This window comes from Gorillibacterium sp. sgz306347 (assembly GCF_059735245.1).
Genome location: NZ_JCAPET010000018.1, coordinates 65235 through 90261, shown reverse-complemented (window position 1 = coordinate 90261; position 25027 = coordinate 65235). Strand labels below are relative to the sequence as shown.

The following is a 25027-nucleotide window of genomic DNA, read 5'->3' as shown; positions in this document are numbered from 1 at the left end:
ATGGAGGGGTTGCGATGGGTTGGGCGGGTTGGACAGTGGCGGGTCTTTTGCTGATTCTTCTGATCGTGGCGGTCCTTCTGTGGATCAGCCGGATCCGCATTACCGTGGAATATGTCCGGGTTGAGAAGAACGACCGTTTTCGGATGCAAGTGACGGCGTTTTTCGGCTTGTTCCGGTTCAATTACGAGATACCGGTCATCGATTTTGAAGGGCTGCTGAAAGGGGTCCGGTTAAGCACCGCCCGAAAAAGTCAGCTTGGACCCGGGCAGTTGCAGGAAACGGAAGGAAAGGAAGAGGTGAACCGGGGATTTTGGCAAAAGGGGCAAAAAATAAAGCAGCTGGTCGAAACGAACTTTTTCCACTACGGTGCGTGGCTGAAAAGAACACTGGGACATGTCCGCTGCACCGACTTTACCTGGTTTTCGGCTGTCGGCAGCGGCAATCCGGCATACACCGCCATTTTGTCGGGGTCTGCGGCTGGCATGAAAAATGTGCTGGTCGGGCAGGCATCCCGCTTCGTCCATTTTGATGCGGAGCCCCGCATGAATGTGCATCCCAATTTTGCCGGGGTTCAATTCGATACGCGGCTTCATGCCGATCTCTCCATCCGTGCCTCGTCGGCCTTGGCGTCCGGGTTTGGACTGCTGCTTCGCGCTCGAAGCATTGGGGATTTGAAGAAGCTCCGAAACGCCATCAAGCGGATCCGGCAATAACCGGAATCCGCTTGATGGTTTTTTGGCTATGCGGTTGGAGGGGAGGGGCGTTTACCAGCCCGCAGCCGGTTCCGTCTCCGCGTTGTAGTCCACGCCGGCAAGACCGAAGCCGAACAGCTTGAGGAAATCCTCCCGGTACCCGTCCATGTCGGCCAGTTCGTTCAGGTTTTCCGCGTTTACCTTCGTCCAAAGAGCGGCAACCTCTTCCTGGACGTCGTCTCTCATTTCCCAGTCGTCAATCCGAATCCGTCCCTGTGCATCCAGCTCCGGACCGGCTCCCGCGTAAAGGCGCTCCGCCAGAAGACGGTGCATCTGCTCGATGGTCCCTTCATGAATCCCTTTTTGCTTCATGACTTTGAAGAGCAGCGAGATGTACAGCGGAACGACCGGTATGGCGGAGCTGGCCTGCGTAACAAGCGCCTTGTTGACGGAAACGTAGGCATGTCCGCCGATTTTTTCGGCCAGCAAGCCGTCGAGACGCCGTCCGGTTGCTTCCAGATGATCCTTTGACCGTCCAATGGTTCCTTCCCGGTAAATGGCATGCGTAATCGCCGGACCGATATAAGAGTAAGCGATTGAAACGGCGCCCGGCGCCAGTGCGTCCGCTTCCAGAAGCGCATCGATCCAGAGGCTCCAGTCGTCACCGCCCATGACAGCGACGGTTTGGCGGATTTCCTCTTCAGTGGCGGGGGCCACCGTGATCGGGTTGACGGCCCCGGTCATGAAATTGACCGTTTTGTCCTCAAACGGCTTGCCGATCGGTTTGATAACCGATTGGTACGTTTCCCCCGTTTGCGGATCGGTCCGCCGGGGAGAGGCCAGGCTGTAAACGATCAGGTCGACCTGTCCGAGATTTTCCTTGATGGTGCGAATGGTCTCCTGCTTGATTTCGTTTGAAAACGCGTCTCCATTGATGCTGAAGGAGGCCAGCCCTTCCGCACGGGCCGCTTTCTCGAACGCCGCGGTGTTATACCAGCCGGCGGAGGCGGTGCGGTCCTTCTCGGCCGGACGTTCAAAGAAGACGCCGACGGTGGCTGCGTCCGAGCCGAAGGCCGCGGCAATGCGCGTGGCGAGGCCGAAGCCGGTGGACGCGCCAAGCACCAGCACGCGCTTCGGGCCGTCTACGGACGGTTTGCTTTTTATGTAGTCAATTTGTTCCTGAACATGGGCGGCGCAGCCCTCTGGGTGGGCATTCGTGCAGATAAAGCCGCGGATTTTCGGTTGAATAATCATTGGCAACGCTCCTTTATGCTCCGTGATGCGAGAAGCAAATTCGATTTATTATAGCATGGATCGCCTTCGGGCAATAGCCGAATGCCGTCTTTCGGCCAGTGAAGGAATAAAGGACGCTTACATACTTTTGTCCGTTTGCGGAGAAATTAAGCGGGATACCGGCACCACAGCATGAACCAAACAGGAGGGAGATCCAGTGACAGAACATCCGATTCAAGGCCTCATGAAAACGGCCATGGAGCAAATTACGGAAATGGTTAACGTCAACACGATTGTCGGCGATCCGATCGAAACCGGGGAAGGCGACGTCATCATGCCCATTTCCCGCGTCAATTTCGGCTTTGCCGCAGGCGGCAGCGACTTCACCACTGAAAACGGCGAGGAAGGCGAAGACGCCAAAAACGCGCAGATCCAATTGCCTTTTGGCGGCGGCAGCGGCGGTGGGGTATCGATTAACCCCATTGCATTCCTGGTGGTCGGAAAAACCGGCGTCAAGGTCGTTCCGCTAGACAACCAAACGCATATTCTGGAGCGCCTGATCGATTCGGCGCCTCAGGTGGTGGACCGGATTCAAAGCATGTTCCAGGGAGGCGCCGCAGGCGCAAAAATGGGACAGCCCATGGGCGGCATGATGGGCGGCGCCGGAATGTCCGGAGGAACGGGCATGACCGGCGGTGCAACTGCGGGCATGATGGGCAGCGGTGCGGGACAGCAAACCGGCGCGGGCCTGACGAGCGGCGGAACGGGAACCCAAAGCGGCAACAGCTTCGGCGGATTTTCCGGATCGAATCCCAATTCCGGCAACAACGGCCGTTATTCCTGAGCAGTGCGAAGCGCACCCTCCAAAAATTAACGCAAGATCCAAGACCGTATGGCCATCCGGCCATCCGGTCTTTTTTTTGCGGACATGTTCCCGCATGGACGGGCATATCTTTTACCAAAACGCGGAGGAGTGGAGGCAGTGCGGCGAACCGTCTCGATTGTGTGCGCATTGGGAATGGCGGCGGGACTTCTTGTCCCGGCCGGTTCATCGGAGGAGGGAGTGAAAGCGGAAGGAGCGGCTTATGCTTCCGCACCGGCGACGATGGATGTTTTTGCCCAAACGGACAGCCCGTCCGCCGGAATCGCCGGGGATTCGGCCGTCCCTTCACAAGCAGCGGTTTCGTCCGGCTTACCGGCCGCCAAGGGAGTGGACATCAGCGCCGAAGGGGCTTCGCTAATCGATGTAAGCTCCGGACGCATAGTCTACAGCCGGAATGGCGACAAACGGCTACCGATTGCAAGCTTGACGAAAATCATGACCGCCATCGTGGCGATCGAGGAGGGTGACTTGTCATCCAATGTAAAAGTCGGCCGGAACGCTTACGGCGTCGAAGGGTCCTCCATATACTTGAAGCTCGGGGAAGAGATCGGACTCGGCGACCTGCTTTACGGGCTGATGCTCCGCTCCGGCAACGATGCGGCTTCCGCTATCGCCGAACATGTGGGCGGCTCGCTGGACGGCTTTGTCCTTCTAATGAACCGGAAAGCGGGTGAAATCGGACTCGCCAACACTCATTTTGCCAATCCGAGCGGTCTTGACGCCCCTGAGCATTACTCGACCGCCAACGACCTGGCGCGCCTGACGGCTTATGCGCTGCGCAATCCGACCTTCCGCGAAATTGTCAAAACAAAGACCAAGCGTGTCTCCCGCGAGGATGAACCCTGGGATACCGTATGGAAAAATAAAAACAAAATGCTGCTGCAATACCCCGGCTCGGATGGGGTAAAGACAGGCTTTACCAAAATCGCCCGGCGCTGTCTGGTCTCTTCGGCTACGCGCGGCGGCCAGCAATTGGCCGCGGTTACTCTGAATGACGGCAACGATTGGGCGGATCATGCGCGGATGCTGGATTACGGCTTTGCCGAATACCCCCTTCGCACAATCGTCGAGCAAGGGGAGAAGGCGGGAGACGGGTTCGCGGCGGCGCAGCCGATCCGCTACCCCGCGTCGGACAGCGAGCTCTCCCTGTTCCGCCGGGAAGTGAAGCGGATAGCGGAGGATACGCTCGATTACCGGCTCGGCGAGCGGGCTCGTCTGGAGGTTTGGTTTGGGGAGACCCGGGTGGGCAGTGTTCCCCTCAAACCGGAAGAGCCCCAGCCAGGAAACCCGGGGAATTCCGCAGCGCTCGGCTCGGCGGACGGCGCCTTTATGGAGCAGACGGGATTTGTGCGCCGGTTTTGGGCAAACCTGTCCGGGCTGTTTCGGGCACTGGCAGGCGGAAACGAAAATTAAAGCTGATAACGGCAAGGTTCTCGCAAAGGGGCGGAGAAACGCATGGTGAATTTGATCTGGTTGTTTTTTATCGTCACCGGCTTTGGAGTAGCGGCTGCAAACGGCAACATTGAAGCCGTCACCAAAGCCGTGTTCGAAGGCGCGGAAACGGGCGTGACCGTTTCTCTCGGCCTGGTCAGCATCCTTACCTTCTGGCTCGGCATCATGCGGATCGCCGAAGAGGGGGGGCTTTTGCGCATTATCGCCAAAGGGCTTCGCCCGGTGGTCCGTTTTCTGTTTCCGGGCGTACCGGCGAATCACCCGGCTGTCGGCTACATCATGTCAAACATGAGCGCCAACCTCCTTGGCCTGGGGAATGCCGCCACTCCGATGGGCATCAAGGCGATGCAGGAGCTGCAAACGTTAAATCCCGACAAGGAAAAAGCAAGCCCGGCCATGTGCACGCTGCTGGCGCTCAACACTTCCAGCATCACGCTCATTCCCACTACACTGATCGCCATCCGCATGAATTTCCACTCCATCAGCCCTGCGGACATCATCGGCACAACTCTTTTGGCTACCGCGGTTTCGACGCTTGCGGCCATCGCGGTCGACCGGTATTACCGGGCGCGCGAGCTGCGCCGAAAAACTTGACATCGCCTGCCGAACGCCTGGCAGAAATTTCGCATAGGGAGGAGCTGAGCCGTTGTACCCGATCATTACCGCTCTGTCGGCCTGGGCAATCCCGGCGATTATTGTGTTTATTCCGCTTTATGCCGCCTTCCGGAAAGTGCCTGTTTACGAATCTTTTGTTGAGGGAGCCAAGGATGGGTTTCAAACCGCCGTTTCCATTATCCCCTCCCTGGTCGGCATGATGGTGGCGATCAGCGTGTTCCGCTCATCCGGAGCGATGGATTTGCTGGTCGGTCTGGCGAGGCCTCTGCTGGATCGCCTCGGCATTCCCGGAGAAGTGCTTCCGCTGGCGATTTTGCGGCCGATCACCGGTGCGGGCTCGCTCGCGTTTACGACCGATTTGATCCGTCAGTTCGGCCCCGATTCCCTTATTGGCCGGATCGCTTCCACCATTCAAGGAAGCACCGACACGACCCTTTATGTGCTGACCGTCTATTTCGGAGCGGTGGGTATCCGCAAGGCGGGCTATGCGCTGAAGGTTGGGCTGATCAGCGACGCCGTCGGCTTTATCGCTTCCGTGATCGTTTGCTCCATTGTTTTTGCTTGATCGGTTCGCCCGGCCTTCTCCCGCTTCAAGCCCGGCTTTCTTTGCGTTGGCAAAGAAGGCCGGGCTTGTGGTTTCGACCGCGTATGGGTATGATTACAAATGAGGTGAACCGACAAAATGGAACGTTTGCAAAAAGTGCTGGCCCAAGCCGGCATCGCGTCGCGGCGGAAATGCGAGGAATACATTACGGCCGGGCGGGTGGAGGTTAACGGGGAAGTTGTGTCCGAGCTCGGAGCCAAGGTGGACCCGAAGAACGATGTGATCAAGGTGGACGGCCGTCCGATCCAAAGCGAAGGAAAGACCTATCTGCTTTTACATAAACCGAAAGGCGTGATTACCAGCGCCAAAGATCCGAAGGGCCGGAAGGTGGTGTCGGATTATTTGCCTGGCGTCAAAGAGCGGGTATACCCGGTCGGGCGGCTGGATTACGATACGGAAGGCCTTCTGATTCTCACCAATGACGGCGAGTTTGCGAATTTGCTGACGCATCCCCGGCATCACGTGCCCCGGACCTACCTGGCGACGGTAAAAGGGGTGCCGCACGGCAGCGTGCTGGAACAGCTGGCATCCGGTGTCAAGCTGGAGGACGGGATGACGGCGCCCGCCATTGTGGACTACCATGACGTGAACCCGGAGAAGAACGAATCCGTGATTTCCATTACGATTTACGAAGGACGCAACCGGCAGGTGCGCCGGATGTTTGATAGTGTCCGGTTCCCTGTCATCCGCCTGCGCCGCATCCAGTTTGGACCGCTGCAGCTCGGCGGGCTGCCGCGCGGCAAATTCCGGCCGCTGAGCAAGGATGAAGTGGAGCTGCTGACCCAATCGGCGTTGGAGGCGGGGAAAAACGCCGACAGCCGTCCGAAGGCTCCGCCGGTTCAAAAAAAGAATTAACGAATTCGCCAATATTCGCTATAATAAGGGGAGGTTTTGTTACAATCCGACAGCGGATAGCCCACCGAACCGGATGTCCGGTAGCCGCTTAACGGCTTTTCCGCTTTTTTTATACACCGGAGTTTAACCGGAAAGCGCTGGGAGGATCTATAATGGCAGAGAACAAGGAAAGCATTTTAGTCGTGGACGACGAAGAGCGGATTCGCCGCCTGCTTCGCATGTACCTGGAGAAAGAAGGGTATGCCATCGACGAAGCGGAAGACGGGGAAACCGCGCTGCAAAAAGCCGTTGATCACGACTACGATCTGATCCTGCTGGATTTGATGCTCCCCGGAATCGACGGCCTGGAAGTGTGCGCAAGGCTGCGGCAGTACAAGGCGACCCCGGTCATTATGCTGACGGCAAAAGGAGAAGAATCCAACCGCGTGCAGGGCTTTGAGGCGGGAACCGACGACTATGTGGTCAAGCCTTTCAGCCCGCGCGAGGTGATTTACCGGGTCAAGGCGATTTTGCGCCGCTCTTCGGCCACCGCTTACCTCTCGAAGGGAGCCAACTCCAGCAACAATATTGTTTTCCCCCATCTGCTGATCGAGCACGACGCCCACCGCGTGATGGCGGGCGGCCAGGAAATCGCCCTCACTCCTAAGGAGTACGAGCTGCTGCATTACCTCGCCGTTTCTCCGGACAAGGTCTTTTCCCGCGAGGAGCTGCTCAAGGATGTCTGGAATTATGAGTTTTTCGGCGACCTGCGGACCGTGGATACGCATGTAAAGCGGCTTCGCGAAAAGCTGAACAAGGTATCCCCGGACGCGGCGGCGATGATTACCACGGTCTGGGGCGTCGGCTATAAACTCGAGGTGCCCAAATAATGTTCCTGTTTCGCAGTATTGTCGGCAAGCTTTGGATGACGATTATCGCACTGGTGGCAGTTGTGCTGATCATCCTGGGCTTGTTTCTTTTTCGCTACATTGACACCAGTTTTCCGGACCAGGCCGGCAGCCTGGAGAATACGGCGGGACAGCTGGCCGGAAAAATCGCCGGTCGCACGGACGACTCGGTCTATCTGACTGCGGTCCGCGATATGCTGGCCCTGGAGGACTCCGGGATGGCTTTATTGGATCTCGGCCAGGCTCCGCAGGCCGCTCCTCCGATTTTGCTGAACGGAGAACTGTTCTCTGCGGCCGAGCTATTTACCGACGAGCAGCTGAATGCCGTATACAGCGGTCGGCAGGTCGACGCCCGTTATTCAGCCGCGGATGGCACGGAAGGGGACTATATCCTGATCGCCAAGCCGCTGCAAGGCGAGGGCGGGACGGTCCGCTACAGCCTGCTTCTGTACCAGTCCGAGCAGCGGACCGAAACCACCCAGTTCTATGTGAAGCGGGTGTTTGTTTATGTCTGCATTATGGGCTTCACCATGACGACGGTGTTTGCCTTTTTCCTGATCAGCCGGTTGAACCGCCCGCTCATTCTCCTGCAAAAAGCGGCCGAAAATATCCGCTCGGGCGATTTGAAGCAGCGCGTCAAATTTGATTATTCCGATGAGATCGGCCAGCTGGGACACACCTTTAACCAGATGGCGGACAAACTGGAGCGGACCATTGACGAGCTGCACCGGGAACGGGACAACCTGGACAGCGTTTTGCGCAGCATGGGGGACGCCGTTATTTCGTACCGCGTGGACGGGACCATCATTTTTCTTAATCCCGAAGGCGACAAGCTGCTCCAGGAATGGTCGCGGGTGGATTGGCACGGCTATGGGGAGCGGGAGGACGACGGAAGCTCGAACGAACCGGTGCGGCTAGAAAATGCAGCAGAGCCCTGGCAGCTTGTCCCGGGCCCGCTGCGGCATCTGCTGGAGCTTGTAATCAAGGAGAAACGGGAGGCGGCCGACAAGCTGCACGTGGAGGGCCGTGTCTGGTCGGTTGTTATGGCTCCGCTGTACACCGGCGGAACGGTCCGCGGCGCCGTCGTGGTGCTGCGGGATCAGACCGAGGAGTATAGGGCGGACAAATTCCGCAAGGACTTCGTAGCGAATGTCTCGCATGAGCTGCGAACGCCTCTTTCCATGCTGCAGGGATACAGCGAAGCGCTTATTGACGACATCGCGGGAACGCCGGAGGAGCGCAAGGAGCTCGCCCAGATCATTTACGACGAGTCGCTGCGCATGGGCCGGCTTGTGCGCGACCTGCTTGACCTGGCACAGCTGGATACCGGCAAAATGCAGTTTCACTTTGTGGAAACGGACCTGGACGTGCTGGTCTCGCGGGTCCACCGGAAGTTTGCGGCTTTGGCCAAAGACCAGGCCCTGCATCTTCTGATCGACCTTTGTCCCAGCCAAAACCAGCGGATTTTGGCCGACGAGGACCGGCTGGAGCAGGTGCTGACCAATCTGCTGGACAACGCGATCCGTCACACGCCGCCCGGCGCCTCCATCGCGCTGCGCACCTATCCTTCCGTGTACAAAGGCGAGCCGGCCTTTTGCGTCGACATTCAGGACGAAGGAGAAGGAATCCCGGCGGATGACCTGCCTTTTGTCTTCGAACGGTTCTACAAGGCGGACAAAGCCAGGAAACGCGGCAGCAGCGGGGGGACGGGGTTGGGCCTGGCCATCGCCCGCACGATCGTCGAAACGCATCGGGGCGCGATCCAGGTCAAAAGCAAGGTGGGGCATGGCACGACATTTACCGTTATCCTGCCCGTTGCCCGATCGCAAGGTTGAGGGTAAGCCGGCAACACCCGATAAGCCTGGCCGGCATGAAAAAGAGGCTCCCGGACGGAACGTTCCGTCACGGGAGCCTGTTCATTTATAGGCGAGCTTGAGGGCGAAACCCAGATACGCGCAAGCTTACAGCGTCAATTCCTTGACGCTCTGAATTTCATCGAGCTGCACAAGCTGGTCCAGCACGTCCTTCGAAGGCTGCTTGTCGATGGTGAGCACCATGATGGCCGCGCCTCCGATGTCTTTCCGTCCGACCTGCATGGAAGCGATGTTGACTTCATTTATGCCGAGCAGCGTGCCGACCTTGCCGATGATGCCGGGTTTGTCAAAGTGGGAGACGAGAAGCAGCGTGCCTTCCGGCGAGATGTCGACCGGGAATTCGCCGATTTTGACAATCCGTTCGCCGAAGCCGGCAAGAAGAGTTCCGGCCAGCGTGTGCTCGCCCTGTTTGGTTTTGAGCGAGACGGTCACCAGGTTGCGGTAGTTGGCGGCGTCGGCCGATTTTTGCACCTGCACGTTGATGCCGTGCGTTTTCGCAAGATGCATCGAGTTGACCAGGTTGACCTCGCTTCCGAGGTGGGCCGACATCAGCCCTTTGACCACGTAGCGGGTAAGCGGATTGGTGTCCAGGTCCATCAGCTCGCCGGCATAGCTGATCTTCAGCTCGGACACCGCTTCTTTGGCCATGCGGGCCGCGAACAGGCCGAGCTTCTCGCCGAGGGTGAAGTAAGGCTGCAGCTTGTTGAGCACAATGGCCGGAACCGGCGGCATGTTGACCGCGTTTTTGTAAGGCTCGTCGCGCAGGATATGCAGCACTTCCTCCGAAACGTCGATGGCTACATTCTCCTGAGCTTCCACGGTGGAAGCGCCGAGGTGAGGCGTAACGATGATTTTCGGATGCCCGACAAAGGGATGATCCGCCGGCAGCGGTTCTTTGGTAAAGACGTCGAAGGCGGCGCCGGCAACGATTCCGGCATCGATGGCCTCCACGAGGGCCTGCTCGTTAATGATGCCGCCGCGGGCACAGTTGACGATCCGCACGTTTTTCTTCATTTTGGCGAACTGGTCCTTGTCGAGCAAGTTGCGGGTGTCATTGGTGAGCGGCGTATGCACGGTGATAAAATCGGCATTTTCGACGATTTCATCGACGGTGGCGGCTTTTACGCCCAATTCCTTTGCCCGCTCTTCGGTGAGGAAGGGGTCAAAGCCGAGCACGTTCATGCCGAACACCTTCGCCCGTTTCGCCACCTCGCTGCCGATCCGGCCCATGCCGATGACGCCCAGCGTCTTGTTGCGGAGTTCAACGCCCACGAACGTTTTGCGGTCCCATTCGCCGCTGACGGTTTTCTTGTACGCCTGCGGAATCATCCGGGCGGCCGCCATCATCATGGCGAAGGAAAGCTCGGCGGTCGCAATCGTATTGCCGTCGGGCGCATTCACGACAACGATCCCTTTTTGCGTGGCGGTTTCGAGGTGAATGTTGTCCACGCCGACGCCGGCGCGTCCGATCACTTTCAGACGATGGGCGGCTTCCATGATTTTGGGGGTTACCGTTGTCTGGCTGCGCACCAAAAGGGCGTCGTATTCGCCGATGATGGCGACAAGCTCGTCTTCGCTGAGGCCCGGTTTTTTGTCCACCTGGACGTCCGGCGCATCGTAAAGCTGCTGAATTCCCAAATCGCTGATCGGATCCGATACCAAAACCTTAAACATTCGTAAACCCTCCCTAAAAATGAATGAAGTTCCGCATGACTGACCCGGCTGCAACAAAAAAAGCTCCCGTTCCTCCACACGGATATCCGTGTGAAGGGACGAAAGCTTTCGTTTCGCGGTGCCACCCTTGTTCGCCGTTCCGCTCGCGCGGAAGGCCTCGTGATCTGTCGAACAGACCGGGAAAAGTAACGGTTTCCCACCGGCATGCGTCCACCGTCCAAAGGACTTCGACGCCGCAACTCCGGAGTGCTCCGCATTCCTCGCTTCACCGATTCGCACCGTTCATCGGCTCTCTGCAAGAAGGTCCGAATGCTTCTTTCCATCATCGTTTCGTATGCGCTTTGATTTTTTCATACTGTAACACGGTGACGCAGCCGTGTCAATATGCAAATACGCAAATTCACAAGGGTTTGGGCATCCAGCGTTCGGCTTTTCTTTTGGCGGGGCATTTGTTATTCTTCTAGTAACCTGTCTTCTACTTCGAGAAGAAGGGGATGAGAGGAAGCGTTTCTTCGCCGTAAAGGCGGGATTTGTTTTTCAGAAAATCCTTGGGACGAACAGCGTCGGTAGAGGTCAGCACATCGACCAGCTCCTCCGCTTTCTTGAGCTTCAGCTTCTCGGCTTGTCCGGATTCAATCATGCCGTCAATTTGCGCCGCCAAATCCTGTGGCGTGTAGTTCCCGAACAAAGGCGTGGACAGCAGGTGCCCGGAAAGAAACACATTTTTCTGGGTAAGGGTCAGCTTCTCCCAATCGGCCAGGCTAAGAGAGTCTTTCGCCGCCAGTTCGGTGTTGGAGAGCTTGGCGTTGGCGGTATGCCATTTCAGAATGGCTTGATAAAATTCGCTTTGAGCCTGAAGCGAAAACCGCTCGGCTTCGAGCAGACCGCCGTCCCGTTCCAGAACGGACAGGAACGAGTGGCCCGCGGGCACGGTGCTGCCGATGTATTTTTTGGTCTCCTGCGCAAACAGCTTCAGGCTTTTGAGGTAATGCGTCTGGGCATCGACCAGCAGGGGAGAGCTTTCGGGTATGGAGCTGGTTTTGGCGCTCTCGTAGGCTTTGCCGGCCTGCTCGGACAGCTGCTTCAGCACCTGCTGCGCGTCTTCTTCGCCGGAGGTTTCCAGCTGCTCAACAGCCGCAAACCAATCGGAGCGGAAGTCGTCAAAGGGGCTGTAAACCTGGTGATAAAATGAGACGAGATGCGATTGATCGTAAGCGCCCGGCTTCAGGGCCGCGTCGGATTTTTCCGCAAGGATCGTTTCATACTTGGCCTCCACCCGGTCCGTACCCGTCAAAAATCCGTAAAAAAAGGCGACGGCGATGCAGGCGAGCAGAAAAATAAAGGACAGCGCAAAAACGTATTCGGTCCGAGACCATTGCTTGTTCAAATCCAACACCTACTGTACTGTTTTTTGTTTTCAGTATAGGGGATGCCGTGAAAAATTGGAATCCACCTTTCGACATATATAGAGGGATAATGATGAAAAAATGGAAGATTCGCAAATTGAAACTCAGGAGCGTAACCGCCGGAGAATTAACCGAGCGCATGCTCCTGCTGAATCTTTATTTAACCCAACTGCTGACGCTGATTCTCGGCCTGGTTCTGACAACGCTGCAGAAGAATTACGCATGGACGCTCTTTCCGGTAAAGCTGCCGGATATGATCTATTGGGGGGTCGGAATCGCGGCTGCGGTACTGCTCGCGGATATGCTGATTGCGCGCTATGTTCCGGAAGACATATCCGACGACGGAGGCATCAATGAAATGATGTTCGCCGGCCGTCCGGTGTGGCACATTGCGCTGATTTGTCTGATGGTGGCGTTTTGCGAGGAAATTCTGTTTCGCGGCGCGGTCCAGCACTGGCTTGGCCCTTATTGGACCAGCATCCTGTTCGCTGCGATCCACGTCCGTTATTTGCAAAGCTGGCTGATGACCGGGCTGGTTTTTCTGATCAGCTACGGACTCGGCTGGGCATACGTAAAAACGGGAACCCTGTGGGCTCCCGTTATCGCGCATTTTCTGGTCGATTTTGTGATGGGGTGTCTGATCCGCTTTCAAACCAAACAGAGAGACCGGGAGGACTGATTCCGGCCTTTAAGGGTGCTGCGTCGTGTCGATGGCGTTCGGGTCGACGAACGAATAGCCCTGTCCTTCCAGATTGGTCAGCAGGTCGTCAAGCGCTTCGGCGGTCCATTCCAGTTCATGCATCAGGATGTTGGAGCCGGAGTGGAGCATGGCGTTCACGTTGTCGATGATGAGCTGAGGTTTATTGGTCGCGTTCTTGGGCAGGTCCCAATCCAGCGAGCCGTTCGACCAGTTCATCCGGAACAACCCGTCCTTCTTCAGCTTGGCGCGCAAATACTCGTTGCTGAGGCCGTGCGGGGGGCGGAAAAACACCGGCGCTTCGCCCGTCAGCTCCTTCACCTGCTGCTGCACGGTGTCCACCTGATCATCGATGGAAGCGTTCGTTTCCTCCGACAAGTCGATATGATCGTACGAATGATTGCCGATAACCTGGCCGCGGTCGTGAATGAGCTTCAATAGATCGGGGTTTTCCTTTACCCGGTAACCATTGACGAAGAAAATCGCTTTGGCGTTATGTTTGTCGAGCGTATCGAGCAGCGGTAGCAGCGTTTCCTCGGCTTTCGGACCATCGTCAAAGGTCAGCAGGACGACCTTTTTGTTGCCATCCTCTTTTATCGGAACGATGTCGTAGTTGGCGTTCATCCGGTAGGCGATCTCCGCTTGCGGCGGCGGGGTTTCGCTCGGCGAAGCGCTGGGCGTTGCCGTCGGAGCGACGCTCGGAGACGCAGAGGGCGACGCCGGGACGGTAGGCGAAGGCGATGCGGTAACAGCTGCGGAAGGCGAGCCGGCAGGCGGTGCCGCCTTTTCACCGCCGCAGGCGGACAGGATCAGCGTGAGTGCTGCCGCGGAGCTGAGAACGGCCCATGCTTTTTTCATAGAATCACCTTTTCTCTCTGTAGTTGACCTGCTTCTGCAAGTTTCAAGTATACCATACCCTCATAGCGGTATGGACGTCTTCCTCCTTTTCCTGAATTTTTCGCGTATAGGGGCTGTTTCCCGGTAAATGCTAGGGAGGCAACAATTTCACGAAAGCAGGGAGGCATAACCTATGCGCGTCAGCGGATTTCTGTTCGGAAGCCTGGTTGGTGCAGCTGCCGCCGCCTATTTCATCCGGGGCGGCAAAATGTCCTTCATGTCCGCATCGAACCTGGGGAACACGGTTGGCAAAACGATGGACCTGATGATGGGCGCAAAAAATGCCAACAGCAATCAGGCGAACCAGCAGCAAGCTTCCACCGGTTATTCGGCCGGCGGCAACACCGTCGGCCGGTATGCCAACGGCGGCGGGGCGAGCCTGGGCCAGGTCGGCGACCTGATCCGGAAAGACCCGGCCGTCAAACAGCAGGTGAAAGAGATCCTGCAGGAAAACCATCAGTCGGAGCAGGCCTTTAGCTAATCCGGCAAGCGGCACCAAGCCGGCGTTTCATCCGCCCCGCGGTCAACCGGCGGAACGGTCTGTTAAGGATCGTCCGCTGCCCCCCGTCTGGCCGGGTGAAACGCCGATAACACAATTCCGGCAGGGATTGTGTTATTTTTCCTATAAGGGGTTAATATCATAGCATAAATAAGACGATGGAGCCCCCCGTTTGGTTTTCCAAAAGAATCCCTCCCATGATATAATAGAATCAGCCCGCACCCCTGTGCGGCTGCTGTTCACCAAACCCGTCGGCATTCATAATCTGTATAGAAGGTTTCGCCGTGCGGGATGCCCGTAAGTGACAGGCAAAGGAGGATCCTGTATGAAGATTGAACGACTCGGTGCCGATAAGATAAGGATTTTCCTTACTTTTGACGACCTGACGGAGCGAGGCATCCAGAAGGAAGACATGTGGCGGGAAATTCCGAAGGTTCACGAACTCTTCAGCGAGATGATGGAGCAGGCTTACTCCGAGCTTGGCTTCGACGCGAGCGGTCCTCTGGCCGTTGAAGTGTTTGCGCTGCCCGCCCAGGGAATGGTCGTGATCGTTACCCGCGGCAAGATGAACGCCGAGCGGGAAGACGACCGGTACGAAGAAGAGGAAGATGTTTTCGAAATGGAAGTAACGCTGGAGCACAGCGACTTGATTTCATATGCATTCCGCGATTTTGAGGATCTTGTGGCCATGGTGAAGGTGATCCGGTCCCAGATGGAAAACGGAGGAACGCTCTTCTCCTACAAAGACAAATGGGTGCTGCAGATCGACACGCCGGATATGGACGAGAACGATTCCAAGTACCAGGCACTTATCGCGATTCTTTCCGAATTCGGAGAAGCAACCTCCGTTACCTCCGCGGTGCTGGAGGAGTACGGAAACAAGGTGATCGCCGAGAACGCCATCGGTGTTCTTTCCGAGCATTTCCATTAATCCGGCATACAGCCGGAAAAACGGTCCGGGCAGGAAATTCTGCCGGGCCTTTTTTTGTTGTCAGCGGAGCGGGAATGGGTAAGAAAATGAAAAACGCGGAACGACGCCTGGGAGGAGATCTTATGCCAAAAGCGGAGCCGATCCGAGAAATTGCCGAAGAAAAACATTACGATCTGCAGGAGCTTGCCGACTATTATCATAAAAACCTGGACAAGGCCGCCTACCGGTTTCTGGAGGAAAAGGGAATCCGCGAAGAAACCGTCGACGCCTGCCGAATCGGCTTCGAATCGGGACGTTTCGGCTTTTATGTCCGGGAGAACAGCCTGGCGGAATATTTCGAGGAGCGGATCATCGTGCCGCTGACCTCGCCCGACGGCCAAATCGTCGATCTGGTCGGACGGTCGTATAACGACCGCGAGCCTCTGTATAAATCGCTTTACGGTGTGGAAGAGCATCTGTTCAACGAAAAAGCGATGATGGAATCGGACGAAGTCATTCTTTGCTCGGATATTCTGGATGTGCTGTCTCTGATCCAGGTCGATTTGCCCGCCGTCTGCATGCCGAACAAGCTGATGTTTAAAGAAGCCTTTGCCGAACGTTTCGCCGGAAAGCGTGTTTTTGTTTGCCTCAGCAATGACGAAGCGGGCCGGCGGGAAGGGGTCCGGATTGAGACGCTGCTGAAGGACAAGGCCAAAGAAACGGTCATTGTCCGGCTGCCCGAGAAGATCCGTTCGGTCAACGACCTCTTCGTCAAACGCGACCAGCCGCTGGAGGTGTTCCGGCGGATATTGAAGGACGCCGTGGAAGGGTCGCTGCAGGCTCCTTTGTCTCCCGACTCCAAGAATCTGCAGGTGTTTAAAGAGGAGTATCTCAAGCGGCATCAATTGCCCCCGGCGAAGGCGCCGTGCGGCATCGGGGGAATCGACCGGCTGCTGGGCGGCGGCTTCTCGACGGGGCTGTACATGCTGACGGGTTCGCTGAACATCGGCAAAAGCACCCTGATGAAGCAGATCGCCGATTCAGTTGCGGCTGCGGGCCATCCCGTCGCCTTCATTACATGGGAAATGTCTTCTTTCGAGCTTTGGGCGAAAAGCGTTGCCCGCCACCTGGGCCTGTCCTCGCGCCAGGTGCTGGACGCGAAGGTCGAGCCGGAGCAAATCGACGAAGCGAACGCGCGAATCGCCGAAGCAAGCAGGAACCAGTGGACGCTGGAAGCGGGCCTTGGAACCGGAATCGAAGAGGTTTGCGGGTTTGTGGATCAAATTTCCGTTCAGGCGGGCCGCCCGCCCGTCGTGTTCGTAGATCCGGTTCAGCGGCTGGTGTTCGCTGCGGAGAAGCTGTCGGGCATGACTGATACCGAGCATGAGGAGTACGCCGTATACCAGCTAAAGCAGTGGTCCAAGGATTGGGACACGACCATCGTGGGCGCCGTGTCCACCGAGGAGGCCGGCCAGCGGCTGATGAACTGCATCCGACAGACGGCGGACGGTCTCCTTTCGATCGAGCCCGATGAAACAAACCGGGGAGGCGACTCGCGGATCCGGCTGCTGAAGAACCGGCACGGGCGGCTAGGCGAAGTAAAGGTGAGGTATTTCCGGGAGAAAGCCGTTTTTTCCGAAAATACGGACGTCTAGGCTCCGGAATAGAGGGAGGCGGGATAGCGGGCGCCGGGCCGGTAAGGTATAATGGAAGTATTCTTCCTGCGCGAGGTACCCGGATATGATCTTTTCGCTTATCGCTGCCTCGGCGGCACCCGGCTTGGCGCTGCTCGCTTACCTGTACCTGAAGGACCGGTACGACAGCGAGCCGGTCAACATCGTGCTGCGCATGTTTTTGTGCGGAGCGATTTCCGTTTTTCCCCTTATGGTCCTGCAGCGTGCGCTTGTACTCGGCTTTGGCGAGAATGTCTTCGTGTTTTCGTTTGTCTACTCGGCGGGAATGGAAGAGCTCGTAAAATGGACGATCCTCTACCTTCTGATTTACAAGCATGTCGCGTTTGACGAACCCTATGACGGCATTCTGTATTCGGGAGCGGTCGCTCTCGGATTTGCCACGGTGGAAAACATCATTTATTCGCTGGTGAACTATTCGACCTTTTCGCAAATTCTGCTCCGCGCCCTGCTCCCGGTATCGGGGCATGCGCTGTTCGGCATTATTATGGGATATCACATGGGCAGGGCCAAGTTTTTCCCGGCCCGCCGGATTTCCCCGCTTTTCCTTTCGCTGGCGCTGCCGATTTTCTATCACGGCGTTTTCGATTACATTTTGACCGATTCGCATTACCGTAATTACTGGGCCTGGCTGATCTCGCCTCTGATGATTTTTCTGTGGGGCCGCTCGCTTTGGAAAATCAGCCACGCCAATTCGAAATCGCCGAACCGGCCGCTGATGGAGGACGAGGTTAAACTCCCGGTCTGACGGGCATACTGCTGAGGAAAAAGCCAAGGCGGAGGTATGCAATGAATCCACGGATCAAAGTCCGCATTCACTGCCGCAGGTGCGGAGAGAACTACGTGTTGAAGGGCGTCCGGTCCAAGGGACGGATCGATACCGGCTTCAAGCGGTGCCTGTGCAACAACGAGCGGGACATCGACATTGAAGAAATGGAATAAGGCTTGCCTTGCGCAAGTCTTATTTTTTTGTGCATAAACGGGGAAAGGAAGACGAACCCTATAGCCAATTGCAAAGAGAACCAGGAAAGGGGCCCATGCACATGTACAAGCGACTCAGCGCTGTCATCATGCCCATTGCCGTACTCGCCGCCGTCGGGCTCGGCGTATGGGGGTATCAGGTCAACTCCGAAAAGAACGCCATTCTGATCAAAGCCGAGAACCAGTACCAGCGGGCGTTTCACGACCTCACGTTTCATATGGACCAGCTTCAGACCGAGCTGGGCGGGATTGCGGCCGTGAATCCCTCCTCGCAGAATTTCATCCGCCGCCAAATGGTCAACGTCTGGCGGATTACCAGCCAGGCCAAAAATGATGTGACCCAGCTTCCCCTGACCCTGCTCCCCTTCGACAAAACGCAGGAGCTGCTTCACAAAATTTCGTCCTTCTCGTATCAGACCTCGGTACGCGACCTTTCGAGCAAGCCGCTTACGGCACAGGAGAAGAAGTCGCTGGCCTCGCTGTACGAGCGAACGAAGGAAATGGACCGGGAGCTTCTCAAGGTTCAGGAAGCCGTGCTGAATAAAAACCTGCGCTGGATGGATGTCGAGACGGCGCTTGCGTCGCAGCGGGAAAATACCGACAACGTCATTATCGACGGCTTTCGGACACTGAATAAAAAGGTCGAGGGCTACCGCGAAATCGACTTCGGGCCTTCGGTGGTTTCGTCCAAAGAGCGCCGGGACCTGCGCAAGCTTCCGGGAAAAGGCGCTTCCTCCCAGGAGGTCCGTTCCAAAGCGGCCCGGTTTCTGGGCGTTCCCGAATCGCAGCTTCACGTGACGGAGAACGGAACCGGTACTGAGCTCAACACCTACACGGTCGCCATGAGCGGCGGCGATTCGGAAGCGTTGACGCTGGAATATTCCAGGAAGGGCGGACATCTGCTGCACTTTATCAAATCCCGCGACGTGAAGGGACGGGTGCTGGATCTGGAGGGCGCCCGGGAGGCGGCGGAGGATTTCCTCAACGAGCAGGGGTTCCCTCAAATGGACGCTGTGAACTTTGACGAGTATTCGAACCGGGCTTCCATTACATTTGCGGAACGGAGAAACGGCGTCCTGCTTTACCCGCGCAAGGTGATTCTGAATGTCGCGCTGGACGACGGCGAAATTCTTGACTTGCGCGCGTCCGACTACCATCTGGAGCAAGCCTCTTCCGCACAGCTGCCCAAAGCGAAGCTGACGGAAGCAGAAGCCCGCAAGGAGCTGAGCGGCCGGTTCCGGGTAACGAAAACCGATCAGGCGCTGATCGAGAACGAATTAGGAGAAAAGGTACGCTGCTACCAGTTCCTCGGAAGCGTGGACGGCCGGGGGTACAAAATCTTCATCAACGCCGAAAACGGCTACCAGGAAATGATCGAAGAGCTCCAGAAGGCTTGAAAAACGGATATCCAGCGGAGCAGACCCGTGATATACTCTCCCTATATGACCTTCGGAGGGAGGGGCACGGGTTGCTCCCTGCAATTAACCAGCTGCTTTACGTACAAATCAACTCCATTGATGAAGAAGAAGCACGGCGGGAATACAAATCGCGCATTGCGGACGTCGAACAGACGGAGCTGCTGATCGAAATCCCCATCGACACGGCGACCGGCCGCTTAAAACGGCTTCATCAGGGCGACCAAATGTCCGCGTATTATGTCACGGGCGAAGGGTACAAGCATTATTTCAACACCGCCGTGACCGGCTTCCGGGAGGATGTCATCCGGCTCGTTTCGATCCGCAAGCCGGAGCAAGCAGAGATCACGAAGGTGCAGCGGCGCAATTTTGTGCGGGTCGCCGCCGATCTCGAGCTTTCGGTAGAGCTTGGCGACGGGCGTTACCTGCTGACGCGCACGGAGGATGTGGGCGGCGGGGGGATTTCCTTTCTGCGGGGCGAGCATGATACGCTCCCCAAGGAGAAGGAAATTGCCTGCTGGCTGCTGCTCCCGTCGCGGGGAGCCAAGGTCGAGCATATCAAATTCACGGGAGAGCTCATTCGGGAAAACCCGAACGGCCCCAAAACGACCTGCATGATGAAGTTCACCGGAATCTCGGACAAGGATCGGCAAAAGGTCATCCGCTTCTGCTTTGAGCGGCAAATCGAATCGCGAAAAAATTAGGCCGGAGCGCCGGGTTACGTTTTGCATTTCCGTACCGGTTTTGGTATAATATTTTTCGTTCGCAGGCACGCGCCTGCTTTTTTCTTCGATTGGACGGCATAAAAAGCGGACCGTGAGGACATGCTTCTTGAGCCCGATCGTTATGACTTGACGGGAGGCACTTCCTTGAACCGAATCAATATTGCTCTCGACGGACCGGCCGGAGCCGGCAAAAGCACGGTTGCCCGACTTGTTGCAGGTGCCCTGGGGTATATTTATGTGGACACCGGCGCGATGTACCGGGCGGTGACGTGGCACATCCTCCGCGAAGGAATCGATCCTCAGGATTCCGGCGCCGTGACGGAAGCGTGCCGGCGGATCCGGATCGGTCTGAAGGCCAGCGACAACGGACAGCTCGTTTTTGTGGACGGGGAAGATGTAACGGATTACATAAGATCGGCAGACATAAACCGCAACGTCTCTTATATCGCCCGTATCCCCGAAGTCCGGGAGCTGCTCGTCGCCCAGCAGAAAGAGCTGGCGGCCGAGGGTGGCGTTGTCATGGACGGCCGGGATATCGGAACCAAGGTGCTGCCCGACGCAGAGGTGAAGGTCTTTCTGACGGCCGACGCCAGACGCAGGGCGGAGCGGCGGTTCCTGGAGCGAAGCGATTCGGGATTGACGATTGATCAGCTGGAGGCGGATATCCGCCGCCGGGACGAACTGGACTCCCAGCGGGAGGCTTCGCCGCTTACCCGCGCCGAGGACGCCGTTCTGCTGGACACGACGCTGATGTCGCTTGAGGAAGTCGTCGAGGCGGTCCTGGATATGTGCCGGTCTTACCAGTAGCGGGAGGGAGAATGCCGATGTTTTACCGTTTTGCCCGTACCGTGCTGCGCGTTATCTTCTTCATCCTGTTCCGGTTGGAGGCGAGCGGGACTTCAAATGTTCCTGCCACGGGGCCCGTCGTTTTGTGCGCCAATCACAAAAGCTATTTCGACCCGCCGATCGTCGGGGTTCCGCTAAAGCGGAAGGTGCAGTTCATGGCCAAGGAGGAATTGTTCCGTTTTCCGGTCCTCGGCTGGCTGTTCCGGACGCTGGGCGCGTTTCCCGTCAAGAGAGGCGGCGTCAGCAAGGAATCGATCCGGCATTCCATCGAGCTGCTGCGCAGCGGCGGCATGATGGGGATTTTTCCGGAGGGGACGACCAAAGGCGACGGAGGCATGGGGAAGAAGGGCGCCGCCATGCTGGCCCTGAAATCCGACGCCGTCGTAATTCCCGTCGCGCTCGTCGGTTCCTACAAATTGTTCCGCAAGATGCGCATTTATTACGGGGAACCTGTGGATTTATCGGAGTTCGCCGAAGGCGGATCGGAGCAATTGGAGCGGGCCACGGAAAAAATTATGTCTGTAATCCGAAATATGGTTACATCCCACGAGAACGTGGGTAAAAAAGGATTGAATTGAAAAATTGCTTGCAGTGAATGGAAATGGTATCTTGGAACTATACTACTTATAAATTATGTTTATTTTCCCATCATGAGCAAGTGTGTCAGTTGGGTTGTTAAACGTTAGGAGGTTATCGCGATGGCGGAAGAAGACAAAGTACAAGGAAACTCGACACCCGAAACGGGAGTAAATCCGGATAACGCCCCTGAAGTAACCGGGGAAGAAACCGTGGCAAACGTGGAGCCCGAAGCGGTAGAGGAGGCCAATGTAACGGCTGAGCAAACCGCGCCGGCTGCGGAAGCGGAAGAAGAAGCGCCCGCAGAAGACGCCTACGGCGTTGCTGTATTGAAGAAAGGGACCGTAGTCCGCGGCAAAATCGTAAAAGTGGACGACGACCAAGCGTTTGTCGATATCGGGTACAAATACGACGGTGTCATTCCGATCCGGGAATTGTCTTCCGTTCAATTGTCCAGCGCCCAAGACGTCGTGCAAGTCGGACAGGAGGTCGAGCTGAAGGTCGTTTCGCTGAACGACGAGAAAGAAAAGCTCGTGCTGTCCAAACGCGCCGTTGACAGCGAGAACGCATGGGAAGAGCTTCAAGCGAAGCTGGACGCGGGCGAAACCTTCGAAGCGGCCGTTGTCGACGTAGTCAAAGGCGGGCTTGTGGTGGATGTCGGCCTGCGCGGCTTTATCCCCGCTTCCATGGTGGAAAGACATTTCGTGGAAGATTTCAGCGACTACAAAGGCCGCACCCTGCGCCTGAAAGTCAAAGAACTGGACCGCGAGAAAAATAAAGTGATTCTGTCCCAGAAGGATGTTCTGGACGAAGAATACGAAGCAAACAAGCAGCAAATTATGGCCAACCTTTCGGCCGGACAGGAAATCGACGGTACGGTGCAGCGCCTGACCCCGTTCGGCGTCTTCGTGGACGTAGGCGGAGTCGACGGGCTGGTGCACATCTCCGAAATGGCCTGGAGCCATGTCGAGCATCCGTCCGAAGTCGTGAAGGAAGGCGATCAAATCCGCGTGAAGGTGCTGAAGGTCGATCCGGCCAACGAACGGATCAGCCTGAGCATCAAAGCGGCCCAGCCGGGACCGTGGCAGCGCGTGAAGGAAGAGCTGGAAATCGGCTCGATCGTCACCGGCAAGGTGAAGCGTCTTGCCAGCTTCGGCGCCTTTGTCGAAGTTCTGCCGGGCGTTGAAGGCCTTGTCCACATCTCGCAAATCGCTCACCGCCACATCGGCACGCCGCATGAAGTGCTGAAGGAAGGCGAAGAAGTGAACGTGAAGATTCTGGACATCAATCCGGAAGAAAAGCGCGTCAGCCTTTCCATCAAGGAGACCGAAGAAGCGCCGGAGCAAGCGCCCCGCCAAGAGCGCGGCGAACGCCGCCAGCAAAAAGAAACGATCTCCGAGGAGTACAACCAAAGCCTGAACCTTACCCTGGGTGAACGGTTTGGAGACAAGCTGAGCAAATTCAAATGATTTTGTCCGATGGAACGAGCGTGCCCGAATTGCGGCCGCTCTCCGTCGCCTGCGCAATCGGCGGACTCGCTTGAGTTCGCCGATTGTTTTTTTGCGCGAAATGCGCCCTTTTTCGGGTTCGGCGGCAATCGGTAGCCTTTTGATCGCATTTTTGCTATGATGAAAGCTGTGAAATTTAACTGACAGGAGTGAAGAACCCCATGGCAAAACCCGTAATCGCCATCGTCGGCAGGCCCAATGTGGGCAAATCGACCATCTTCAACCGAATGGTCGGCGGCCGCCAAGCGATCGTGGAAGACCGTCCGGGGATCACGCGGGACCGGTTGTACGGGACGGGGGAATGGCTTGACCGTTCGTTCAGCGTTATCGATACCGGAGGGATTGAAATCGACGGCGTCGACGAGATGCTGAAGTCGATCCGGGTGCAGGCGGAGCTGGCGATCGATGAGTCCGACGTCATCGTCTTCATGGTGGACGCCAAATCGGGCCTTACCCCCGCAGACGAAGAAATCGGGCAGCTGCTTTACCGTTCGGGCAAACCGATTGTGCTGGCTGTGAACAAAACGGATAACATACAAATGCGGGACAACTTGTATGAATTTTATAACCTCGGTTTCGGAGAGCCCATCGGCATTTCCGGTGCGCACGGCATCGGCATTGGGGACTTGCTGGACGAGGTGTTCCAGCACATTCCGAAAGACGAGGAAGAGCCGTACGGCGAAGAAGTGATCCGGATTACGCTGATCGGCCGGCCGAATGTCGGCAAATCCTCTCTCGTGAACGCGATTCTAGGGGAAGAGCGCGTGATTGTGAGCCCGGTAGCGGGCACGACGCGGGACGCCATCGACACGCCGTTCGAACGGGACGGCCAAAAGTTCGTTTTGGTCGATACCGCCGGCATGCGCAAACGCGGCAAGGTCTACGAAAATGTGGAAAAGTACAGCGTGATGCGCGCCATGCAAGCCATCGACCGGTCCGACGTCGTTCTTATCGTTCTGAACGGCGAGGAAGGAATCATCGAACAGGACAAGCACATCGCCGGGTTCGCGCATGAAGCGGGCAAAGCTTGTCTCTTTGTGGTCAACAAATGGGATATCGTCGAAAAAGACGACAAAACGATGCAGCAGTTTACCCAAAAGATCCGCGATCACTTTCTGTTCATGCCGTATGCGCCGGTCGTCTTCCTCTCGGCGCTTACCAAGCAGCGGCTGCATAAGCTTCTTCCTGTAGTGACGGAAGTGGCGGAGAATCATGCCATGCGGATTCAGACTCCGGTGCTGAACGACGTCATTTCGGACGCCATTGCGATTACGCCTCCGCCCACGGACAAAGGCAAGCGGCTGCGCATCAATTACGCCACCCAGGTGGCGGTCAAGCCGCCGACCATCGTTCTGTTCGTCAACGAGCCGGAGCTGATGCATTTTTCCTATTTGCGGTACTTGGAAAACAAGCTTCGAGCCGCTTTTGATTTTACCGGGACGCCGCTTCGTCTGATCACGCGCAGAAAATCGGCGGACGAATAGGGGAGGCGGACGGGATGGTATATCTCGCGGTATTGATCAGCTATTTGCTGGGGTCCATCAGCTTCAGCGTTTTGATCGGAAAGTTTGTCAAAGGCATCGATATTCGCCAGCACGGCAGCGGGAATGCGGGGGCCACCAACACCCTTCGCATTCTCGGAAAAGGGCCTGCTATCTCGGTGCTGGCCCTTGACGTACTGAAAGGCATCGGCGCCGTTTGGCTCGGCAAGTGGCTTGGGGACGGCAACATTTGGGCGGAAATCGCATGCGGCATCGCCGTGATCGCCGGCCACAACTGGCCGGTCTTTTTCCGGTTCAAGGGCGGCAAGGGAATTGCCACGACGATCGGCGTTTTGGCTACGCTTGCTTTCTGGCCCGCCTTGTTTGCAGGTGTGTTTGCCATTCTTGCGATTGCGATCACGCGCTACGTGTCGCTCGGGTCTCTATTGTTTACGGGGCTGACGCCCGTATTTCTGCTGCTGACCCGTTCCCTGCGGGAGCTGGTTTGGGCCGGCTTGCTGATTATGCTGTTTGCCTTCTGGCGGCATCGAACGAACATCGTGAAGCTGTGGAAACGCAAGGAGAACAAGCTTGGAGCCAAACGGGCGCAGTAACGCCCGGCGCTG

General features: G+C 56.9%; 24 protein-coding genes and 1 pseudogene. 21 read left to right on the top strand and 4 right to left on the bottom strand.

All coding sequences use genetic code 11. The features are described 5' to 3' along the window. Positions 1–14 precede the first annotated feature (14 nt). Entirely contained in the window at positions 15–713 is a 699-nt protein-coding gene (locus AC6I6H_RS11695; protein WP_497953954.1) for a DUF2953 domain-containing protein, read from the top strand. Between the two features lie 51 nt (positions 714–764). Here the strand turns inward: AC6I6H_RS11695 and fabV are convergent, their stop codons facing one another. Further along, complete coding sequence (gene fabV, locus AC6I6H_RS11690; protein ID WP_497953953.1) at positions 765–1946, bottom strand: enoyl-ACP reductase FabV; 1182 nt, start codon at positions 1944–1946, stop codon at positions 765–767. 196 nt (positions 1947–2142) lie between these two features. On the opposite strand from fabV, the pseudogene ytfJ reads away from it, so the two are divergent. The 7 genes and pseudogenes from ytfJ to AC6I6H_RS11655 form a co-directional block, all read left to right on the top strand. Beyond that, positions 2143–2533 (top strand): annotated as a pseudogene (ytfJ, locus tag AC6I6H_RS11685) (GerW family sporulation protein); the annotation flags it as partial. Between the two features lie 374 nt (positions 2534–2907). Then, positions 2908–4221, top strand: coding sequence for a D-alanyl-D-alanine carboxypeptidase family protein (locus tag AC6I6H_RS11680; RefSeq protein ID WP_497953952.1), 1314 nt, complete (start codon positions 2908–2910; stop codon positions 4219–4221). Positions 4222–4263: 42 nt separating this feature from the next. Further along, positions 4264–4854: a nucleoside recognition domain-containing protein gene (locus AC6I6H_RS11675; protein ID WP_497953951.1), complete on the top strand. Its 591-nt coding sequence runs from the start codon at positions 4264–4266 to the stop codon at positions 4852–4854. A 52-nt stretch (positions 4855–4906) separates the two neighbouring features. Next, a complete protein-coding gene (locus AC6I6H_RS11670; protein WP_497953950.1) occupies positions 4907–5440 on the top strand; it encodes a spore maturation protein in 534 nt (177 codons plus the stop codon). Positions 5441–5557: 117 nt separating this feature from the next. Next, positions 5558–6334, top strand: a complete 777-nt coding sequence (locus AC6I6H_RS11665; RefSeq protein ID WP_497953949.1) for a pseudouridine synthase — start codon at positions 5558–5560, stop codon at positions 6332–6334. Between the two features lie 152 nt (positions 6335–6486). Continuing rightward, positions 6487–7203, top strand: coding sequence for a response regulator transcription factor (locus AC6I6H_RS11660; RefSeq protein WP_497953948.1), 717 nt, complete (start codon positions 6487–6489; stop codon positions 7201–7203). Then, a complete protein-coding gene (locus tag AC6I6H_RS11655; RefSeq protein ID WP_497953947.1) occupies positions 7203–9056 on the top strand; it encodes a sensor histidine kinase in 1854 nt (617 codons plus the stop codon). Before AC6I6H_RS11660 ends, AC6I6H_RS11655 begins: the two co-directional genes overlap by 1 nt. A 126-nt stretch (positions 9057–9182) precedes the next feature. On the opposite strand, the gene serA is transcribed toward AC6I6H_RS11655, so the two are convergent. Both serA and AC6I6H_RS11645 read right to left on the bottom strand, forming a co-directional pair. Next, the gene (gene serA, locus AC6I6H_RS11650) at positions 9183–10769 is read right to left on the bottom strand and encodes a phosphoglycerate dehydrogenase (RefSeq protein WP_497953946.1); all 1587 of its coding nucleotides are present in this window, start codon (positions 10767–10769) and stop codon (positions 9183–9185) included. 475 nt (positions 10770–11244) lie between these two features. Beyond that, positions 11245–12156 (bottom strand): hypothetical protein, encoded by a 912-nt coding sequence (locus AC6I6H_RS11645; protein WP_497953945.1) that lies wholly within the window; start codon positions 12154–12156, stop codon positions 11245–11247. 92 nt (positions 12157–12248) lie between these two features. On the opposite strand from AC6I6H_RS11645, the gene AC6I6H_RS11640 reads away from it, so the two are divergent. Next, positions 12249–12854, top strand: coding sequence for a CPBP family intramembrane glutamic endopeptidase (locus AC6I6H_RS11640; RefSeq protein ID WP_497953944.1), 606 nt, complete (start codon positions 12249–12251; stop codon positions 12852–12854). A gap of 9 nt (positions 12855–12863) precedes the next feature. On the opposite strand, the gene AC6I6H_RS11635 is transcribed toward AC6I6H_RS11640, so the two are convergent. Beyond that, complete coding sequence (locus AC6I6H_RS11635; RefSeq protein WP_497953942.1) at positions 12864–13730, bottom strand: polysaccharide deacetylase family protein; 867 nt, start codon at positions 13728–13730, stop codon at positions 12864–12866. Positions 13731–13902: 172 nt separating this feature from the next. Between AC6I6H_RS11635 and AC6I6H_RS11630 the strand changes: the two genes are divergently transcribed. The 12 genes from AC6I6H_RS11630 to plsY all read left to right on the top strand — a co-directional run bounded on the left by AC6I6H_RS11630 (position 13903) and on the right by plsY (position 25015). After that, positions 13903–14250 (top strand): hypothetical protein, encoded by a 348-nt coding sequence (locus tag AC6I6H_RS11630; protein ID WP_497953941.1) that lies wholly within the window; start codon positions 13903–13905, stop codon positions 14248–14250. Positions 14251–14593: 343 nt separating this feature from the next. Then, positions 14594–15199, top strand: a complete 606-nt coding sequence (locus AC6I6H_RS11625) for a genetic competence negative regulator (protein WP_497953940.1) — start codon at positions 14594–14596, stop codon at positions 15197–15199. 122 nt (positions 15200–15321) lie between these two features. After that, the gene (locus AC6I6H_RS11620; RefSeq protein ID WP_497953939.1) at positions 15322–16833 is read left to right on the top strand and encodes a DnaB-like helicase C-terminal domain-containing protein; all 1512 of its coding nucleotides are present in this window, start codon (positions 15322–15324) and stop codon (positions 16831–16833) included. 85 nt (positions 16834–16918) lie between these two features. Next, a complete protein-coding gene (prsW, locus tag AC6I6H_RS11615; protein ID WP_497953938.1) occupies positions 16919–17617 on the top strand; it encodes a glutamic-type intramembrane protease PrsW in 699 nt (232 codons plus the stop codon). 41 nt (positions 17618–17658) lie between these two features. After that, entirely contained in the window at positions 17659–17811 is a 153-nt protein-coding gene (locus AC6I6H_RS11610; protein WP_497953937.1) for a hypothetical protein, read from the top strand. A 101-nt stretch (positions 17812–17912) separates the two neighbouring features. Further along, the gene (gene ypeB / locus AC6I6H_RS11605) at positions 17913–19247 is read left to right on the top strand and encodes a germination protein YpeB (protein ID WP_497953936.1); all 1335 of its coding nucleotides are present in this window, start codon (positions 17913–17915) and stop codon (positions 19245–19247) included. 71 nt (positions 19248–19318) lie between these two features. Continuing rightward, positions 19319–19969 (top strand): flagellar brake protein, encoded by a 651-nt coding sequence (locus AC6I6H_RS11600; RefSeq protein WP_497953935.1) that lies wholly within the window; start codon positions 19319–19321, stop codon positions 19967–19969. A 165-nt stretch (positions 19970–20134) separates the two neighbouring features. Then, positions 20135–20797, top strand: coding sequence for a (d)CMP kinase (gene cmk, locus AC6I6H_RS11595; protein ID WP_497953933.1), 663 nt, complete (start codon positions 20135–20137; stop codon positions 20795–20797). Between the two features lie 17 nt (positions 20798–20814). Next, positions 20815–21414 (top strand): lysophospholipid acyltransferase family protein, encoded by a 600-nt coding sequence (locus AC6I6H_RS11590; protein WP_497953932.1) that lies wholly within the window; start codon positions 20815–20817, stop codon positions 21412–21414. Positions 21415–21534: 120 nt separating this feature from the next. Then, positions 21535–22881, top strand: a complete 1347-nt coding sequence (gene rpsA / locus AC6I6H_RS11585; RefSeq protein WP_497953931.1) for a 30S ribosomal protein S1 — start codon at positions 21535–21537, stop codon at positions 22879–22881. Between the two features lie 200 nt (positions 22882–23081). Continuing rightward, the gene (der, locus tag AC6I6H_RS11580) at positions 23082–24404 is read left to right on the top strand and encodes a ribosome biogenesis GTPase Der (RefSeq protein WP_497953930.1); all 1323 of its coding nucleotides are present in this window, start codon (positions 23082–23084) and stop codon (positions 24402–24404) included. Positions 24405–24418: 14 nt separating this feature from the next. Continuing rightward, complete coding sequence (gene plsY / locus AC6I6H_RS11575) at positions 24419–25015, top strand: glycerol-3-phosphate 1-O-acyltransferase PlsY (RefSeq protein WP_497953929.1); 597 nt, start codon at positions 24419–24421, stop codon at positions 25013–25015. Positions 25016–25027 lie beyond the last annotated feature (12 nt).